Origin of the sequence: Shewanella sp. NKUCC01_JLK, assembly GCF_019345615.1 — a bacterium.
Taxonomy (GTDB): domain Bacteria; phylum Pseudomonadota; class Gammaproteobacteria; order Enterobacterales; family Shewanellaceae; genus Shewanella; species Shewanella oncorhynchi.
The window spans coordinates 48341-65674 of record NZ_JAHKRD010000017.1 but is presented as its reverse complement, the minus strand read 5'-3'; the positions used below and the strand labels follow the sequence as shown (position 1 = coordinate 65674).

Below are 17334 nucleotides of genomic sequence, written 5' to 3'. Positions count from 1 at the left end.
TATTGTTTAATTTATGTTATAAAAATGTTTGTGTAATGTGATTTTGCGTTGACCGTGGTAGCAAGGTTTAGGGACGAGAATCGCACAAAGCAGGTCAGGTATTCTAAAAATAATAAGCAGTTGGGATGAATATGATGACCTCAAAGAAGCAGAAGTTTGGATTAAGTGCAGTGAGTTTGGCGATTACTCTAGCCTTGTCTGGTAGTTTAATCAGTCCGCAGGCAATAGCAGAAGAAGATGAGACGGCTGTTAAAAATGAGAACGTTGAAAAAATTGCAGTTGTAGGGTCCCGTGCTGCGCCACGCTCAATCGGCGATTCTCCCGTTCCTATTGATATTATTAGTAGTGACGACCTTAAAAAGAATGGCTCAACTGACATGATTGATATGTTAGTGACTTCGGTGCCATCGTTTAACTCACGCGCTCAACCGATCAGTGATGCAGCAACCTTAGTTCGTCCCGTTAATTTACGGGGTTTGCCATCAGACAGTACGCTAGTGCTAGTCAACGGTAAGCGTCGTCACCGTGCATCTGTGATTGCGTTCCAGGGTGGTGGTATTAACGATGGCGCTCAAGGTCCTGATATCTCAGTTATTCCTGGTTCTGCATTAAAGCAAGTTGAAGTGTTGCGCGACGGTGCTGCTGCGCAGTATGGGTCGGATGCGATTGCCGGAGTCATGAACTTTGTTTTAAAAGATAATTCCGAGGGTGGTTCCATCACTGTGACCCAAGGAGAATATTACGAGGGTGATGGTGCTACCACCACGGTCGAAGGTGATGTCGGTTTACCTGTGACTGAAAATGGCTTCGTCAATTTAAGCTTCCAGTATAAAAATGCTGACTCCACTAGCCGTAGTGTGCAGCGTCCTGATGCGGCTAACTTAGCCGAGCAGGGTAATACCGCGATTAATGACCCCGCACAAGTGTGGGGTAATCCTGAGATTAATGATGACTATTCAGTGTTCATCAACTCAGGCTTAGACATTAATGCCAATATGCACGCCTATGCCTTTGGTAATCTGTCTTCCCGTGATGCCGTGGGGGGCTTCTATTATCGTTACCCACAAAATCGTAGCAACGTGTATTCCAATGATGGTGGCCAGAATTTACTTGTGGGCGCTGTAAATGGTGATCCATCAACATGTGGACTCGTACCTATCCCTAAAAATGCTGATGGAAGTGACGGCAACGTACTCGACACTGATGCATACAAGGCGATGGTTGCCGACCCAAATTGCTTTGCTATGAACCAGATATTTCCAGGTGGCTATACGCCGCAGTTCACCGGTACCATTGAAGATATGTCCTTCTTCGCAGGTGTAAAAGGCGATATCGGTGAATGGAATTATGATTTCAGTGCTGGTACTGGGGCGAACAAAGCCAGTTTTGGTCTTAAAAATTCGTTGAATCCATCACTGGGATTAGATACCCCGACGGATTTCGATACGGGGGCTTATGAGCAAGTTGAAACTACAGTTAACTTAGATTTCTCGCGCTTCATAACCTTAGGAGGCATTGAAGACATTAGTTTTGCTTCTGGTTTTGAATGGCGAAATGAGTCGTTTGAGATTTCTCAAGGTGATGAAGCCTCGTGGATTGCAGGCCCTTATGCTAGCCAAGGTTTCAACATTGGTGCGCATGGTTTTAAAGGCTTTGGCCCAGAGTCTGCGGGTAAAAACTCACGTCATAACATAGGTATTTATACTGATTTAGAAGCTTATTTAAGTGATGACTGGTTACTCGGTTTAGCACTGCGCTACGAAGACTTTTCAACCTTTGGTGATACGTTAAATTACAAATTGACGTTGCAGTATTCTGCAACGGATGAATTGTCGTTCCGCGCATCACACAGCACCGGCTTTCGTGCACCAACGGTTGGCCAAGAAAACGTGGTGAATACCCAGACATCGATCATCGATGGTGAACTGATCCAGACCTTTATTGCGCCACCAACCGATCCGCTTGCGGCATTTTACGGTGGTGAAGTATTAAAGCCTGAAGAGTCGATTAGTTATGCGATTGGTGCTGTATATGAGTACGAAAGCTTCTTCTTAACGGTCGACTACTACAACATTGGCGTAGAGGGCCGTATTGCACAGTCGAGTAAGATTGATGTTGAGGCTAAAGATTATGATGCTTTACGTGCCGCTGGGGTTGAGTTCCCTGAGTTGATCCAAGGTGTGAGCTATTACACCAATGACTTTGATACTACGACTCAAGGTATCGACATCGTCGCCTCCTATGATGCAGAAATCCTGTCGGGTAATGCTAAATTCAGTCTTGCCTATGGTTGGACCGATACCAGCGTTGATAAGTTTGATCTTAAAACGACCGATGCGGGTAAAGTTCGTCGATTAGAAGATGGTATCCCAGCGCACCGTGCCACCTTAACTTGGGCACAGTCATGGGACAAGGTAACCCTGTCACTACGTGGTAACTATTTTGGTGAGTACTATGCGACTCACGCTGATGATACCTCTGACTGGGGCTCTGAAATGGCTGATGCTGCAGTGACCGTCGATCTTGAAATGAGCTATCAATTACTTGATGGCTTAACCCTGGCGGTGGGGGCTAATAATCTATTTGATCAAGAAGCGCAAAAGCTGAAAGAAGGGACCTTGGGTGAACTCGGTGGCGTTTATTATGAAAGTGGGCCATTCGATTACAACGGCGGTTTCTACTATGGTCGAGTGAATTACCGTTTTTAATGAGTAAGCCAATTTATAGAAGCGATTTCTAACCCACCTTTCAAGAAATTTGGCTTTTATAAATAGAAGTGAAGTAAGCAAAAAGGCTGCAATGCAGCCTTTTTTATTCGTATTTGACTCGTCCTAAATATGGTTTAGGGCTTAGTTACGATTCGTTTGCGCGGCAACTAAACCATTTAACACATCACTCATACTGAGTTTTGACGGCAAGAGAATCCCATTAGGGGCGCTTGGACCATAAATTTTATTGTAGGGCGTGCCGGGCACTCCTTCATGGCGCATATAGGTTTCAATCGTTTTATTCGCCTCACTCCAGTTACCTTGCATCAGGATGATATTGTCGGCCATCAAGGCATTTACAATTTGCTCCCTGTGGGTGACTTCCGCTTTATTCGTTTGGCAGATGGTGCACCAATCAGAGGTTATATCGACAAAGACGGTATAGCCTTGGGCAACCAGAGGCGCGATTTTCTCTGGGGCTAAGGTGTGCCATTGTAGTTTTTGATAGGCTTGGTAATCCTCGCTTTTGTGCACAAATCCAATAATAGCACTGAGTCCTAAGGCGAAAAATCCCAGCACAAAAATCACCGTCAGCGGTATGGTTTTACCTTTTTGTCTTTGCCAAAGCAGTAATAAGATCGCACCTATTAATAGGCAAAGAATAAAAATACTGATCAGCGTTATAGTGTTCATAAAATTTCCTGATTGAGAATCGCCTTTGTGATAATAGCGATGAAGGCTTAGGTATTAAGGTTTGGCTATAAAGACTTAGGTTAACGCTAATCTTAGCGGTTAACGGCTTAAATCAGTGTGAATTTATGGGATTATCGCGTTTGGGATTCTCTTAAATGACTGTTCATTTATTGAAAATGGATTTATTAGCGTTAACGCCTTGATGACGCGATGTTAGAATAGCAAGCAAGTTTAAGGCCCAGCAGTGGGCATTTTTATTCGGCGAAAGGTGTCATCAATGAGTTGGAGTACTTGGTTAGGTTTATTGGCTATTTGTTGTTTGGGGGCTATGTCGCCGGGCCCAAGTTTGACTATGGTAGTACGTCATACTTTAGGTGGTGGGCGGGGAAAGGGTATCGTTTGTGCTTGGGCACACTCGATAGGGATTGGGATCTATGCGCTGGTGACGTTACTGGGCTTAGCCGTAGTCCTTAAAAAGGCGCCCTTAGTCTTTAATGGCATTGCGATTCTCGGTGCCTTATACCTTGCTTGGATGGGAGTTCAAGCGCTGCGTTCCAATGGCGGTATGCAAGCTAAATTGGCTGCAGGGGAGGCGACGGATACCTTAACTGCAGCCCGTGATGGTATTGCTATTTCTTTATTCAACCCTAAGATAATGCTATTTTTTCTTGCGTTATTCAGCCAATTTGTGATGGTCGCCGACAGCATGACGGCTAAAGCATTAATTGTTTTTACACCGTTAGTGGTCGATGGTCTTTGGTACACCTTGATAGCCTTATTACTATCCCACTCGAGTGTGTTGCCTAAATTGAGAGAGAAAGCGGGGTTAATTGATAAGTTGTCCGGCGTAGTATTAATATTGCTGGCGATTCGTGTGGTGTACACGCTTTAGTGATCTATCTAAAATCATTGGTTTTAAATAACAAACACGCCATCAATCGATGGCGTGTTTGTTGATGGCTATGCATTTAAATCAAGGCGTGATTAGCCTTTAAACATTTGCACAGAATTATCAGCTTCTTCTGCCACACTTTCTTGGATAATGGGTGGATTGGCAATGTGGTCGTCTAAGTTGTCACTCAGCATTTCTTTGAATTCATTGCTAAACCATTCTAATGCGCTCTCTTTTTCTGCACCGAGATCCGCTGATTTTATCGCGGCTTCGAAGGCATTAAAACGTGCTGCGGCAAAACGGAGTGCTGTGCCAACTTTACCTACATCTGCTTCTTGTTGGCTTAGCTGATTGGCTAAGGCAATAAACTGATCGGCAAGTTCGTAAATGGTGGTGCTGCTCGTGTCGGTCATGGCGTTCACTCTAAAAAAGTAACAGATTAAAGTTCGATTCTAACTTAATTGGTGTAAGAAGGAATCGTCAGGCATTAACTATTGGGATCTGTGTCGGTAATGACGACTCCTGTGTGGGAGTCATAATTAATCGACAGTTTATCGTTTGTTCGATACAAATAAGTGCACTGGCCAGGATCGGTATAACTGGCTTTATAGTCGGTTTCAGTCGCATCAATATTCAAGCGCGAGACACTCGGCTGGGCATTTTGGAATAATACTTCCCATACCGATATACAGTCTTCAACATTATCGAGTGCCGGAGAGGCCTCATTGCCATGGATATAGTGTTGTGCTGGCCAACCGAAGGCGTTGAAATCTATTTGTTCGGATTGTGCCATACCAAATACGGGTAAATCCTCTTTTGGACCTGAGCCCACTTTTACAGCCCATACGGAACGTGCCAGATTGATGGCTGATTTAAAGCCTCCGCCTGCCGCTTTAACGGTTGCAATTTGCGCATCTTGTTGCACATTGATAAATTTTGGCAGGGCCACTACGGCTAAAATACCGAGCACTATGATGACCACCACAAGTTCAATTAAGGTGAAACCCGTTTGATGTCTTTGAATTGATTTATCAGAATGTTGGATCATCATTACGTATCAGAGTGTGCGAGAATGGGCGCACTATATCACTTAATTTCGAATGTTTTAAATTGAAAGTCTTAACGTGAGACCTAGCAGGTTTAGTGGTATTACTTAGCGGCAAGTAAGGTCTGCAAACTTGCCATACCACTTTAGGACTTTTAAGCTAACCCGATTATAGAATTGAGGAAGTAAAATAGTGACTCAGGTGACATGGCAAACATTTATCGATGAGCAAAGAGCTTTGCCTTATTTTCAGCAACTAAGCGCATTTGTTGATAATGAACGCAGGGCTGGGAAAGTGGTTTATCCCCCCGAAGTTGATGTTTTCAATGCTTTTAGTATGACGCCCCTTGAACAAGTCAAAGTGGTTTTGATTGGCCAAGATCCCTATCACGGCCCAGATCAAGCCCATGGTTTATGTTTTTCGGTTAAACGCGGGATAAAACCACCGCCATCTTTAGCCAATATGTACAAAGAGTTAGCGACGGATATTGAAGGTTTTGTTGTGCCATCCCATGGTGATTTATCCGCATGGACGGAGCAGGGGATATTGATGCTCAATACTGTGCTGACGGTTGAGCAAGGCAAGGCGCATTCCCATGCCAAAGCTGGGTGGGAAGTATTTACGACTGCGGTGCTGGAATTATTAAATCGGCAGACTCAGCCGATTATCTTCGTGCTTTGGGGCAGTCATGCCATCAAAAAAGGTCAAGTGATTAACGCACCGCAACATCAAGTGCTCACAGGACCACATCCTTCACCTTTATCGGCTTATCGCGGTTTTTTTGGTTGTGGGCATTTCTCTCAAGTGAATCAATTATTGCTTGAGCGAGGCGAAACGCCGATCCTTTGGCAGGTTTGATTTTAGGATTGCGGTTAAAGCAATAAAAAAGGTCTTACTGAGTAAGACCTTTATTTTTTGGGGCGAAACTACATTAGTTAGCAATCAGTGGTTTCTGTCGACCGAAATCTTAGCTAGCGTTACTAAGGCTTGCTTATAGTCGCTATCGGGTAAAGCAGATAATGCCGCGATGGCTTTCTCTGATTCTTCAATTGCTTTTTGTTGGGTGTAGTTTAACGCGCCGCAATGGTGCAGTGCTGCTACGATTTTATCTATGGCCTGAGTACCATCACCTTGCTCAATTGCTTGACGTATGAGCTGTTTCTCTTCGTCTGTGCCATGGGCAATGGCATAGATGAGTGGCAGAGTCGGTTTACCTTCGGCAAGGTCATCGCCAATATTCTTTCCTAGCTCGTCACTGTCGGCGGTATAGTCGAGTAAGTCGTCGGTAAGCTGAAAGGCGGTGCCGAGATACTTACCATAGTTGCCTAAGGCGGTTTCTTGCTCAGGCGTTGCACCTGCTAGCACGCCCGCGAGTAGCGTCGCGGCTTCAAATAACTTGGCTGTTTTGCAATAAATGACCCGCATATAGCTTTCTTCAGTGGTGTCTGGGTCATTGCAATTCATCAGCTGTAAGACTTCGCCCTCGGCCAACACGTTAGTCGTATCAGCTAACACTCTGAGCACTTTCATGTTGTCAAGTTCAGTCATCATCTGGAATGAGCGGGTATAAAGGAAATCCCCGACTAGCACACTGGCACTATTGCCAAACAGTGCATTGGCGGTTTCTCGTCCGCGGCGTAACGTCGATTCATCAACGACATCATCGTGGAGCAATGAGGCTGTATGGATAAACTCAATAATCGCCGCTAGCTTAAGATGTGCTTCGCCTTCGTAGCTCACCGCACGTGCGGCTAAAACCGACAGCAGAGGACGAAGACGTTTACCACCACCATTAATAATGTAAAAACCTAATTGATTAATTAGGGCGACATCTGATTCAAGCTGTTTATATATCAGCTGATTGACTGCTTGCATATCAGTGTCAGCCAGTTGACGAATAGCGTTTAAATCCATAATAGACTCTGGTTGTGGGGTCATTACGTACCCGGCCCCTGTTTAGGCTCACGTGTTATAATGAAATGAATTTTACCTAAAATTCTGACATATGACAGCACTAGCTCAACTAATGTGAGAGTTAATCCGGTCTTTTTTTATTCTTTCCTAATTAGGGCTTGCCAGAGTTAGATTCTTCGCGTAAACTCCGCGCCCATTGTCAATAAAGTTTTTGTAGCACCCTGCCTCATCCAAGAATGAGCCCGCGTGTTAGGAATTGGAGTAAAATAGCTATGTACGCTGTTTTTCAAAGTGGTGGTAAACAACACCGTGTAGCTGAAGGCCACACAGTACGTTTAGAAAAGTTAGAAGTTGCAACTGGCGAAACTATCGAGTTCGATCAAGTTCTTTTGATCGCTGATGGCGAAACAGTGCATGTTGGTGCTCCTTTAGTAGCTGGCGGTAAAGTCGTTGCTGAAGTTGTAAGTCACGGTCGTGGCGATAAAGTTACTATCGTTAAGTTCCGTCGTCGTAAGCACCACGACAAGAAAATGGGCCACCGTCAGTGGTTCACTGAAGTTAAAATTACTGCTATCAACGCATAATAGGAGTCTAACTCATGGCACATAAAAAAGCTGGCGGTTCTACTCGTAACGGCCGCGATTCAGAAAGTAAACGTCTAGGTGTTAAGCGCTTTGGCGGTGAATCAGTTCTAGCTGGTAACATTATTGTTCGTCAACGTGGTACTAAATTCCACGCTGGTGTAAACGTAGGTATTGGTCGTGACCATACTCTGTTTGCTCTGACTGACGGTAAAGTTAAATTCGAAGTTAAAGGCGCTAATAACCGTAAGTTTATTAGCATCGAAGCTTAACTTTCGAACCTAGCTTATACTGTTAAAGCCCCGCCATTGGTGGGGCTTTCTGTTTTTTGTGCTTCTATTTACGCCGTGTAGATGCTTGAGTTGGTAAATGATTACCAAGAATGAGCATTGACAGGTAAGATTGGGAGCAAAGTATCTCGAGTTTTTTGGCGACCAATGAAGTTAGACGGTATAATTGCTTCATTCAGTGGTGCCAGGAGTAAGTATGAAGTTTGTCGATGAGGCAGTAATTAGGGTCGAAGCAGGCGACGGCGGTAGCGGTTGTGTTAGCTTTAGGCGCGAAAAGTATGTACCTGATGGTGGTCCTGATGGTGGTGATGGTGGCGACGGTGGCAGTGTTTTTCTGCAGGCTGACGAAAACTTCAACACTTTGATCGAGTTCCGTTTTGAACGTTTTCACATGGCTGAACGTGGCGAAAATGGTCGTGGCCGTGATTGTACTGGTCATAGCGGTAAAGATCTGATCTTAAAAGTTCCTGTTGGTACTCGCGCGGTCGATCATGATACTGAAGAAGTCCTTGGGGATTTAACAACCCACGGTCAAAAGCTATTGGTTGCCAAAGGTGGTTTCCATGGTTTAGGTAACACTCGTTTTAAGAGCAGTACTAACCGTGCCCCACGTCAAAAGACGTTAGGCACACCCGGTGAAGTTCGTAGCCTTAAATTAGAGTTGTTACTGCTGGCTGACGTTGGTTTGCTTGGCATGCCTAACGCGGGTAAGTCGACATTCATTCGTGCGGTTTCCCGTGCAACGCCGAAAGTGGCTGATTATCCGTTTACAACACTGGTGCCTAACTTAGGTGTGGTTAATCCACGTCCTGGACAAAGCTTTGTGATTGCGGATATTCCTGGTCTCATCGAAGGCGCTGCCGATGGTGCGGGTTTAGGTATTCGCTTCTTAAAGCATCTTGAGCGTTGTCGTATTCTGCTGCACATCATAGATATTGAGCCGATTGACGGAACCGATCCGGTTGAGTCTGCGCGCGCTATCGTAGGTGAGCTTGAGAAATATTCTCCAAAGTTGGCGAGTAAGCCGCGTTGGTTAGTCTTTAACAAAACCGATCTGCTGCTTGAAGAAGAGCTGCAAGAGAAGGTTGATCGTATCGTTAAAGAAATGGGTTGGGAAGGCGATGTTTATACTATCTCCGCCTATAACCGCGACGGTACCAGTGAGTTGGCATTAAAACTCCTCGATTATATTGCGAGTCTTCCACCTGAAGACAATGAAGTCGACCCAGATAGTGAAGTTGAGTTCAAGTGGGATAATTATCATCAAGCAAACCTTGATTCATTGAATGAAGATTATGTTGATGAAGATGATGACGACGACTTTGATGATGACGACTACGACGTAGAAGTTATTTACCAAAGATAATAGTAATCTTTGAGTTTTGAGAGTTCTGTGTACGCTGATACTCAAAATGATATTACTCGGCAAGTTGTGCGTGCTGCACAATTGCTACTGGCCTACGGCGCGGAATCTGATTTAGTTGAAGAAATCAGCCAGCGTCTAGGTCAGGCTTTAGGTCTTGCCAGCGTAGAACTCTCTATTTCCTCTAATTCCCTCGTGTTAACCAGTTTGGTTCATGGTCGCTGTATCACAACTACTCGTCGTATTCGTGAGCATGGCATTAACATGACAGTCGTCTGTGAATTGCAACGTATCTGTTTACTCGCGGAAAAGGGGCTGTATGGCCCAAATGAAGTGCGTAAACGTTTGGCGCGGATTGAACCTAAAACCTATCCTTCTAGCTTAGTGGTATTAATGATTGGCCTGTCGTGCGCTAGCTTCTGTCATTTATTTAATGGTGATCTCACTGCATGCGTGATTACTTTTTTTGCCGCGGCAGTGGGTATGTCGGTACGTTTAGCAATTGCTAAGCGGCATTTTAATTTATTAGTCAATTTTGCCATCACTGCTTTCGTCACCAGTATGCTGGCTCAAACGGGTTATTTGTTTGAGTTAAGCGAAACTCCTAAGGCTGCTATGGCAGCGAGTGTGCTGATGTTAGTGCCGGGTTTTCCGATGATTAATGCGATTTCCGACATGGTAAAAGGGCACATGAATGTCGGTATATCCCGCTGGGGTCATGCTACTTTGCTGACCGTTTCTTCTGTGATTGGCATTACGATTGCGATGCAGATCGGCGGAATTTTCCTATGATGGAATTATTGATAGCTCTTTTGCACGATGCTTTTTTCTCTGCCATCCCCGCCGTAGGATTTGCTATGGTATTTAATGTTCCTAAACGATTTCTTCCTTACTGCGCTTTAGCGGGAGCCATTGGCCATAGTTCCCGTACTTTAATGTTACAGTTTGGTCTGCCAATCGAGTGGGCAACCTTCGCCGCAGCGGCATTAGTAGGGATTATTACCATAGGGTTTGGTAAGCGCCACTTAGCGCCACCTTTAATGTATGCTGTCGCCGCGATTATTCCTATGATCCCTGGCACTTATGCATTTAATACTGTGATTGCCTTAGTGCAATTGACCGCTCAATCTCAAGTCAGTCCTGAACTGACGGGGCAAGTGATTAGTAATGGCCTCAAAACTGTCTTTATTCTAGGGGCGTTAGCTGTGGGTTTGGCCATGCCGAGTTTGCTGTATTTCAGGACCCGTCCCGTCATTCAATAATTCTATTTCTATAAAACAGGAGTGAGCATGCGCATTGCTATGATAGCCGCGATGGCAAACAATCGAGTCATCGGAAAAGATAATAAAATGCCATGGCATCTTCCAGAAGATCTACGTCACTTTAAAGCGATGACCCTAGGCAAGCCTGTTGTGATGGGACGTAAGACCTTTGAGTCAATCGGTAGGCCCCTTCCTGGTCGACATAACATAGTGATTTCACGCCAAACGGATCTTGTGATTGAGGGGGTGACCTGTGTGACCTCGTTTGATGCAGCCAAACAAGCTGCTGGTGAGTGTGAAGAGTTAGTGGTGATAGGTGGTGGCCAGCTTTATGCCGAGTTATTGCCCTGCGCCGATATCTTATATTTGACGCAAATCAATCTTGAGGTGGAAGGCGATACATTTTTCCCCCACTGGGACGATGGGACTTGGAAGGAAACTGAATCTTTGGCGAGTATAAATGCGGCTGGTTTGGAATATCGCTTTATCAATTTGGTAAAAAAATGTTAAATTGCAGCTTCTGTTGTGTACCCTGTGTGTATGGGGCGTCAGTTTATCTAACGTATTGCATCATATCGGACATTTAGTTTTCACGGAAAGAGATAGCCTATTTCGTTATCCTAGATTTCGAACGAGAGCTAAAGCCAAGAGGTCAATATCATTTAGACAATAGATGCAGCCCATACAGAATTGATAATAAAACTATAAGAAAGTATTAAGGAGTATCGGATGCGTCTTATGCCTGTGGCCTTGGCTGCGTTGATTGGATTTAGTTCTATTGCTGTACCAACCTCTGCCGTTGCGGGGGAAGATCCACTCGTAGCGAGTCTTTGTGATTATGTAAAAGCTAATGACAAAAACCGCTTACGTAAAAAGTTAAAAGAAAGCCGCGTTAAGTTACGTCAGATTTACAGTGGTATCAGTTGCGATGGTGCAAGTCTATTGCGCACCGCTTACGGTGCGAGTGCGAACGATACCGGTGAGTTTGTGGCTAAGCGTTTGTCGGCGACTGAATTGAGTGTTGCTGAAGCTGATGGGATGACTATCCAAGCTTGGGCTGAAGCAAACGGTCATGGTGCTAGCCCAATTACCGCTGCAGTGAAAGAGCGTCTTGGCGCTGCTGCTGGCGGTGAAGAAGAGTAATGCGGATTTGAACTTAGCGGCACTTTAGCCCTATTTGCTGCTACGTTATATTAAACGTCTAATATCAAGTATCTAGCATTAAGCTAGATAAAAATGCCAAACTTAAGTTTGGCATTTTTTATGGTCTTAATTTGTGCAAAGGCCGGACAGTTCGAGTCGTCAGTAAGATAGGCAAGTGAATTCGTCTCAAAAGAAAGGGCCGCTAAGCGACCCTAGGTTTTAGTGGTGATAAACATTAGACTCTAAATTCACCGACCGAAGCTTGGAGTTCTTCGGCTAATTTGGCGACTTGATGGCTAGACTGAGCCGTTTGATCTGCACCGATAGCGGTTTCTTCTGAAATTGCTGCAATATGCTCTAGTTTTTCAGAAACTTGCTGGCTTACTAAATTCTGTTCCTGCGCAGCATGGGCGATATGGGTGCCAGAATCATAGGCCTTATGCACAGATTGGCTAATGGTCTCGAGGGCAATGTTGGCTTGCTCCGTTTTTTCAACACAGGCGTTGGCTTGAGCACGCCCCATATCCATGGCGGCAACGGCTTGCTCTGCACCTTGCTGCAACACTTCGATCATCTGTTGGATCTCTCGGGTCGACACTTGAGTGCGTGAGGCTAAACTACGCACTTCATCGGCAACTACCGCAAAACCACGACCTTGTTCACCCGCACGGGCGGCTTCAATAGCGGCGTTAAGGGCGAGTAGGTTAGTCTGTTCTGCAATACCACGGATCACATCCAAAATTGAGCCAATAGAGGCGCTGTCCGACTGCACTTTATTAATCACAACACCCGCTTTGGCCACTTCATCGGCTAAAGCCAAAATAGTCAGTTTGTTCTCTTGTGCAATGGCACGCATGTGCTGAGTTTCTTGATCAGCCTGTTTGATTTGCTCAAGGGCTTGATTGGCACTTAAAGACACCTGCTGAGCACTAGAGCTAAGTTCAGTTGTCGCAGTAGCCACTTGGTCAACTTGGCTTTTTTGTTCTTGTATGCCTGAGGTGGTTTGCGCTGTGATTGCTGATGTTTGTTCGGCTGCCGCGGCAAGTTGATTTGACCTATCTAGAATACCTATGATTAAACTGCGTAAGCTATCGACGAGACGATTACAGTTTTTTGCTAGTTCGGCAAATTCATCGTGTCCAGAATCATCTAGTTTATGGGTAAGGTTGCCTGAGGCTAAGACGTTAAGGGCATTGTTCACTTGGCTGAGTGAGCGTTTTAACGGATTCACCACAGCAAAACTCACAATCACTGCGACAACGATTGCTATTAACACGACAATCATGGTTTGTATGCTGGCAGAGTCAATCTTGGCTATGGTGTCATTGCTCATGTTCGCGGCAACAAGTTCGATGTTATCGCTGACATCATTCATGTTGGAATTGATGACTTTCACATCTTTTTCGATAATGCCTAGTTTTATCACAGCTTCTTTGGAGTGGGAGAGCTGACTCGATTTTAGCTGCAACATAGATTGCGGACCTGTGACGAGCGCTAATACTTTTTCGATATCTTTAGTGACCGAGCTTAAGGTATCCGCTTCGACAATACCTTGACCGTGACGATTCACATATTCAAGTTTGTTCTTGGTTTCGCTGATAATGTAGTCAAGTTCCTTTGAGATCAGTTCGTGCTTACTGTCTTCGTCATTCGTTACTAAATCTGCAATAGTAGTGATGATATTTCCGAGACTAGTATCAATAGCGCTGGCTGATGCAGCAAGACTCTGCTCATCGGGATTCTGACTGCTTTCTAAATCAACAATATCGAGCAGTTCTGATGAGGCATCATCGGCGGCATTTTCGAGCTTTTTCTTTAGTTCAACGAGCTGTTCTTGCTTGCTCAATGAGGCCTCACGTTCGGCGATCATGGCAATACTATCTCGCTCAAAGGTGGCAAAGCTGCCGCTTAATTGGGCAATTAAAGAAGATAGATTCTGCTGGCTCTTGACTAACTGAGTGAGGGTGGCAATTTCGTTTTTGAACTGAGTCCCGTGGTCTTCGAACACTTTACGAATATTCGGGATATTTGCCGATCTAGGGGTGTTATAGGCAATGAGGATTTGTCTTTGTTGCTCACTCAATGCTTCACTAAGGTGGTTTGTCGATTTCAGCGCGGGCAAGCTTAACTCTTGCATCATAGCAGAGCTGGCTTTTAGGCTATTGTTGGTTAAATAAGATGTAAATCCTAGTAACACGAGTAAAAGTGTGACAATACCAAATCCGCCAATCACTCTGGTGGCTACATTAAATTTCATAGGATACTCCGATTTTTATTATATTTTTCCAAATGAAAACAGGGTGATATTCAGGGTTAGGCGGCTCAGTCTGTTATCGACTTTAAGCTGTTTTAGTTTAACTCTTTTTTAACTTTTTTTGCGTAATTTTTTGGTCTTTTTCAAGATGCCATAAGGTTAAGTGCTCACCCCAACAACAGCCTGTATCTAAAGCCTTTAATTTAGTATCGTCGACTTTGCCCATCAGCGCAGCCCAATGGCCAAATACTAAGGTATGACTCTGGCGCAGCGGCGAAGCAAACTCAAACCAAGGTTTGAGTTGTGGATTAGTACAGTTTTCAGGAGGTTGTTTGCAATCAAAATCAAGTCGGCCATCGACATAAAGATAGCGCATGCGTGTTAATGCATTGATGCAATAACGTAAGCGCTCTATGCCAATTGCACTTGGATCCCATTGCTCGGCGGTATCTGAATACATTTGGCTTATTAATGTCTCAAGATAATCATCGTGCTTGAGGGCGCGACTGACGAGTGCGGATTCTTCTCTTAATACCTCCAGCGACCACTGGGGTGGTACACCCGCATGACTCATAATGAGTTGGTGTTCAGGTAATTCACGCATAAGAGGTTGTTGTCTCAGCCAGTCAATTGAGGCTGAGATATCGGGGGATTCTAGAATTTCAGTGAGATTATCGCTGGGCTTAGCGCGCTTGAGCTTACCGTGTAATGCCATTAGATGGAGATCGTGGTTACCTAAAACCGTTTTAGCGGAATCACCTAAGGAGCGAAAAAACCTTAGCGTAGCTAAGGAGTCAGGTCCACGTGCAACAAGATCACCTACAGCCCAGAGTTCATCGCGGGAAGGATTAAAATCGACCTTAGCTAGTAATTTTTGTAACTCAGCGAAACAGCCTTGAATATCACCAACAAAATAATGCGCCACAGTACCCCTTTCCTAACGATATTAATGTAGTAAGCCTGGGGTCGCTAAACGGAAGGGACGGATTGTCGCCTGGAAACGCTCACCCGATTCGCTGACCATACCATAAGTGCCGTGCATTATGCCAAGTGGCGTATCGAGCACAGTACCACTGGTGTATTGATAGGCAGTATTCGGCGCTATGGTTGGCGTTTCACCGACAACACCGGCACCTTGGACTTCACTGGTGTTGCCATTGGCATCAGTGATTATCCAGTGACGAGTTTCAAGTTTAGCCGCTTGCTCACCTAAATTGATGATAGTGATGGTGTAACTGAAGAGGTACTTTTCATCCTCGGGCGAGGACTGCTGCTCTATATACTCAGTTTTGACTTCGACCCGAATGGAGGTGTCCAATGCGCTCATTCTTGTTCCTAGGCTCTGGTCTAAGGGCACCTAAGTGCCCTGACATATTTATGCTTTCTTATCGCAAACCATGTTAGCCATAGCAACATACTGCTGCACGCTAATCTGTTCTGGGCGTTGACTTGAGTCAATCCCTAACTGCTCGAACTCATCGTCAGATAACATGTGCTTTAAGTTATTACGCAGAGTCTTACGACGCATGTTGAATGCGGTAGTACAAAGGTGGCGTAGTACGGTCACATCTTTACAAGGGAACGGCTTTACGGCGTATGGCAATAAGCGTACGACTGCTGAGTCCACTTTAGGCGCAGGGGTAAAGCTGTGGGGCGGCACTTCGAGAACCGGAACTACTTGGCAGAAGTATTGTGCCATGACCGTTAAACGGCCATAGGCTTTACAGCCTGGGCTTGCCGATAAGCGCAGTACCACTTCTTTTTGTAGCATAAAGTGCATGGTTTCAATCTGTTCGGCAAATTCGAACAGGTGGAACATCAGCGGCGTTGAAATGTTGTAAGGTAAGTTACCAAATACTTTCATCTTTTTGCCAGGCACACTCAGTTGGCCAAAATCAAACTGCAGTGCATCACCTTGGTGAATAGTCAGTTTATTTTTAAGGACTGGGTGTTGATGTAAGCGTTCAACCAGATCGCGGTCGAGTTCGACGACAGTCAGATTATCCACAGCATCGGCTACAGGTTCTGTTAAGGCACCAAGGCCAGGGCCGATTTCGACCATCACATGGTGATTATCGGGTGCAATTGCACCCACAATGCGGTCAATCACATTGCCGTCGGTAAGGAAGTTTTGTCCGAAACGCTTTCTGGCCGTGTGGCCTAAATGTACTTTGTTGCTCATTAATAATGTAATCGTTTAGTTCTTTGAGGATAACTCAATGGCTTTATTCAGAGCACAGACAAAACTGCCAATATCGGCCTTGCCTGTACCCGCGAGATCGAGCGCCGTACCATGGTCAACCGAGGTACGAATATAAGGTAAACCTAAGGTGATGTTTACCGATTTGCCAAATCCTTGTGACTTGAGAACGGGAAGTCCTTGGTCATGGTACATGGCCAAGACGACATCGGCGTCCTGTAAATATTTAGGTTGGAACAGAGTATCGGCCGGTAATGGGCCGACAATATTCATTTGGAACTCTTCACGCAACTCGTTGAGTGCAGGAATAATCACGTCGATTTCTTCACGCCCTAAATGGCCGTCTTCACCAGCGTGTGGATTGAGACCACAGACATAAATTTTCGGTGAAACTATGCCAAATTTGCTGATGAGATCGGCATGTAGAATCTTGATAATATGCTGTAAGCGTTGGCGTGTTATGGCTTTTGCAACATAGGCCAGAGGAATATGGGTGGTCACGAGTGCCACTTGCAAACCCGGCGTTGCCAGCATCATCACTACATCGGGGCAATTTGCTTGATGGGCAAAAAACTCAGTATGGCCACTAAAGGAAATACCTGCTTGATTGATAATGCCTTTATGCACTGGGCCTGTCACGACAGCATCAAACTCGCCGCTCATGTTTTTTTCGCCCGCATAACGCAAGGTTTCAACTACATAAGTGCTGTTTTGCTCATCGAGCTGACCGCAAATCGATTCGCTCACTAATTTAAAGGGCGCTATGGTTAATGTGCCCGCTTCTTGTGGCTTAGGAGCTTGATTTGGCTGGTAAGGGCGGAAAGTCACTTGCAAACCGAGTCGTTTCGCACGGCTCGCAAGTAATTCTGGATCCGCACAAACGACTAACTCAGCAGGCCAAGCCTGCTGAGCGAGTTGTACGACTAAATCGGGGCCAATACCTGCGGGTTCGCCAGGGGTAACGGCAATACGTTTAGTGCTCAATTAG

The 17334-nt window shown here is 45.2% G+C and carries 19 protein-coding genes; 10 read left to right on the top strand and 9 right to left on the bottom strand.

What is annotated here, in order from left to right:
* Nucleotides 1-131 precede the first annotated feature (131 nt).
* On the top strand, nucleotides 132-2708 hold the full coding sequence (locus KO537_RS17625; RefSeq protein WP_173248678.1) for a TonB-dependent receptor: 2577 nt from the start codon (nucleotides 132-134) through the stop codon (nucleotides 2706-2708).
* Nucleotides 2709-2849: 141 nt separating this feature from the next.
* On the opposite strand, the gene KO537_RS17620 is transcribed toward KO537_RS17625, so the two are convergent.
* Nucleotides 2850-3401, bottom strand: coding sequence for a thioredoxin family protein (locus KO537_RS17620; protein ID WP_113939891.1), 552 nt, complete (start codon nucleotides 3399-3401; stop codon nucleotides 2850-2852).
* 277 nt (nucleotides 3402-3678) lie between these two features.
* Between KO537_RS17620 and KO537_RS17615 the strand changes: the two genes are divergently transcribed.
* Nucleotides 3679-4293: a LysE family translocator gene (locus KO537_RS17615; RefSeq protein ID WP_105250002.1), complete on the top strand. Its 615-nt coding sequence runs from the start codon at nucleotides 3679-3681 to the stop codon at nucleotides 4291-4293.
* 92 nt (nucleotides 4294-4385) lie between these two features.
* Here the strand turns inward: KO537_RS17615 and KO537_RS17610 are convergent, their stop codons facing one another.
* Entirely contained in the window at nucleotides 4386-4706 is a 321-nt protein-coding gene (locus KO537_RS17610; RefSeq protein WP_173246386.1) for a DUF3144 domain-containing protein, read from the bottom strand.
* Nucleotides 4707-4780: 74 nt separating this feature from the next.
* Nucleotides 4781-5344, bottom strand: coding sequence for a prepilin-type N-terminal cleavage/methylation domain-containing protein (locus KO537_RS17605; protein WP_219235173.1), 564 nt, complete (start codon nucleotides 5342-5344; stop codon nucleotides 4781-4783).
* 187 nt (nucleotides 5345-5531) lie between these two features.
* Here KO537_RS17605 and ung point away from each other — a divergent pair, with 187 nt between their 5' ends.
* On the top strand, nucleotides 5532-6197 hold the full coding sequence (gene ung / locus KO537_RS17600) for a uracil-DNA glycosylase (RefSeq protein ID WP_219235171.1): 666 nt from the start codon (nucleotides 5532-5534) through the stop codon (nucleotides 6195-6197).
* 84 nt (nucleotides 6198-6281) lie between these two features.
* Here the strand turns inward: ung and ispB are convergent, their stop codons facing one another.
* A complete protein-coding gene (ispB, locus tag KO537_RS17595) occupies nucleotides 6282-7253 on the bottom strand; it encodes an octaprenyl diphosphate synthase (RefSeq protein WP_049821790.1) in 972 nt (323 codons plus the stop codon).
* Between the two features lie 272 nt (nucleotides 7254-7525).
* On the opposite strand from ispB, the gene rplU reads away from it, so the two are divergent.
* From rplU to KO537_RS17560, 7 genes are all read left to right on the top strand, one after another.
* A complete protein-coding gene (gene rplU, locus KO537_RS17590; protein WP_006080526.1) occupies nucleotides 7526-7837 on the top strand; it encodes a 50S ribosomal protein L21 in 312 nt (103 codons plus the stop codon).
* 14 nt (nucleotides 7838-7851) lie between these two features.
* On the top strand, nucleotides 7852-8106 hold the full coding sequence (rpmA, locus tag KO537_RS17585; protein WP_006080527.1) for a 50S ribosomal protein L27: 255 nt from the start codon (nucleotides 7852-7854) through the stop codon (nucleotides 8104-8106).
* A gap of 214 nt (nucleotides 8107-8320) precedes the next feature.
* Nucleotides 8321-9490, top strand: a complete 1170-nt coding sequence (cgtA, locus tag KO537_RS17580) for an Obg family GTPase CgtA (RefSeq protein ID WP_105250000.1) — start codon at nucleotides 8321-8323, stop codon at nucleotides 9488-9490.
* A gap of 27 nt (nucleotides 9491-9517) precedes the next feature.
* Nucleotides 9518-10279: a threonine/serine exporter family protein gene (locus KO537_RS17575; protein ID WP_219235169.1), complete on the top strand. Its 762-nt coding sequence runs from the start codon at nucleotides 9518-9520 to the stop codon at nucleotides 10277-10279.
* Nucleotides 10276-10749: a threonine/serine exporter family protein gene (locus KO537_RS17570; protein WP_028761533.1), complete on the top strand. Its 474-nt coding sequence runs from the start codon at nucleotides 10276-10278 to the stop codon at nucleotides 10747-10749. Before KO537_RS17575 ends, KO537_RS17570 begins: the two co-directional genes overlap by 4 nt.
* 27 nt (nucleotides 10750-10776) lie before the next feature.
* Nucleotides 10777-11259, top strand: a complete 483-nt coding sequence (gene folA, locus KO537_RS17565; RefSeq protein WP_028761532.1) for a type 3 dihydrofolate reductase — start codon at nucleotides 10777-10779, stop codon at nucleotides 11257-11259.
* A 219-nt stretch (nucleotides 11260-11478) separates the two neighbouring features.
* Complete coding sequence (locus KO537_RS17560; RefSeq protein WP_105249997.1) at nucleotides 11479-11892, top strand: DUF3718 domain-containing protein; 414 nt, start codon at nucleotides 11479-11481, stop codon at nucleotides 11890-11892.
* 235 nt (nucleotides 11893-12127) lie between these two features.
* Here KO537_RS17560 and KO537_RS17555 read toward each other — a convergent pair whose 3' ends face one another.
* The 5 genes from KO537_RS17555 to pdxA form a co-directional block, all read right to left on the bottom strand.
* The gene (locus KO537_RS17555) at nucleotides 12128-14149 is read right to left on the bottom strand and encodes a methyl-accepting chemotaxis protein (RefSeq protein ID WP_131523852.1); all 2022 of its coding nucleotides are present in this window, start codon (nucleotides 14147-14149) and stop codon (nucleotides 12128-12130) included.
* A 97-nt stretch (nucleotides 14150-14246) separates the two neighbouring features.
* Complete coding sequence (locus tag KO537_RS17550; RefSeq protein ID WP_113939897.1) at nucleotides 14247-15071, bottom strand: symmetrical bis(5'-nucleosyl)-tetraphosphatase; 825 nt, start codon at nucleotides 15069-15071, stop codon at nucleotides 14247-14249.
* Nucleotides 15072-15092: 21 nt separating this feature from the next.
* Nucleotides 15093-15473 (bottom strand): Co2+/Mg2+ efflux protein ApaG, encoded by a 381-nt coding sequence (gene apaG / locus KO537_RS17545; protein WP_028761528.1) that lies wholly within the window; start codon nucleotides 15471-15473, stop codon nucleotides 15093-15095.
* A gap of 48 nt (nucleotides 15474-15521) precedes the next feature.
* Nucleotides 15522-16328, bottom strand: coding sequence for a 16S rRNA (adenine(1518)-N(6)/adenine(1519)-N(6))-dimethyltransferase RsmA (gene rsmA, locus KO537_RS17540; RefSeq protein ID WP_028761527.1), 807 nt, complete (start codon nucleotides 16326-16328; stop codon nucleotides 15522-15524).
* 15 nt (nucleotides 16329-16343) lie between these two features.
* Nucleotides 16344-17330, bottom strand: coding sequence for a 4-hydroxythreonine-4-phosphate dehydrogenase PdxA (gene pdxA / locus KO537_RS17535; protein WP_105249994.1), 987 nt, complete (start codon nucleotides 17328-17330; stop codon nucleotides 16344-16346).
* Between the last annotated feature and the right edge of the window lie 4 nt (nucleotides 17331-17334).

Excerpts from the sequence above, each read along its gene's own strand:
- KO537_RS17610 (WP_173246386.1), bottom strand. The coding sequence starts at position 4,706 with ATGACCGACACGAGCAGCACCACCATTTACGAACTTGCCGATCAGTTT.
- KO537_RS17620 (WP_113939891.1), bottom strand. The coding sequence starts at position 3,401 with ATGAACACTATAACGCTGATCAGTATTTTTATTCTTTGCCTATTAATA.
- folA (WP_028761532.1), top strand. The coding sequence starts at position 10,777 with ATGCGCATTGCTATGATAGCCGCGATGGCAAACAATCGAGTCATCGGA.
- rplU (WP_006080526.1), top strand. The coding sequence starts at position 7,526 with ATGTACGCTGTTTTTCAAAGTGGTGGTAAACAACACCGTGTAGCTGAA.
- cgtA (WP_105250000.1), top strand. The coding sequence starts at position 8,321 with ATGAAGTTTGTCGATGAGGCAGTAATTAGGGTCGAAGCAGGCGACGGC.
- KO537_RS17560 (WP_105249997.1), top strand. The coding sequence starts at position 11,479 with ATGCGTCTTATGCCTGTGGCCTTGGCTGCGTTGATTGGATTTAGTTCT.
- KO537_RS17625 (WP_173248678.1), top strand. The coding sequence starts at position 132 with ATGATGACCTCAAAGAAGCAGAAGTTTGGATTAAGTGCAGTGAGTTTG.
- KO537_RS17555 (WP_131523852.1), bottom strand. The coding sequence starts at position 14,149 with ATGAAATTTAATGTAGCCACCAGAGTGATTGGCGGATTTGGTATTGTC.
- KO537_RS17570 (WP_028761533.1), top strand. The coding sequence starts at position 10,276 with ATGATGGAATTATTGATAGCTCTTTTGCACGATGCTTTTTTCTCTGCC.
- ispB (WP_049821790.1), bottom strand. The coding sequence starts at position 7,253 with ATGGATTTAAACGCTATTCGTCAACTGGCTGACACTGATATGCAAGCA.
- rpmA (WP_006080527.1), top strand. The coding sequence starts at position 7,852 with ATGGCACATAAAAAAGCTGGCGGTTCTACTCGTAACGGCCGCGATTCA.
- apaG (WP_028761528.1), bottom strand. The coding sequence starts at position 15,473 with ATGAGCGCATTGGACACCTCCATTCGGGTCGAAGTCAAAACTGAGTAT.
- rsmA (WP_028761527.1), bottom strand. The coding sequence starts at position 16,328 with ATGAGCAACAAAGTACATTTAGGCCACACGGCCAGAAAGCGTTTCGGA.
- KO537_RS17605 (WP_219235173.1), bottom strand. The coding sequence starts at position 5,344 with ATGATGATCCAACATTCTGATAAATCAATTCAAAGACATCAAACGGGT.
- KO537_RS17615 (WP_105250002.1), top strand. The coding sequence starts at position 3,679 with ATGAGTTGGAGTACTTGGTTAGGTTTATTGGCTATTTGTTGTTTGGGG.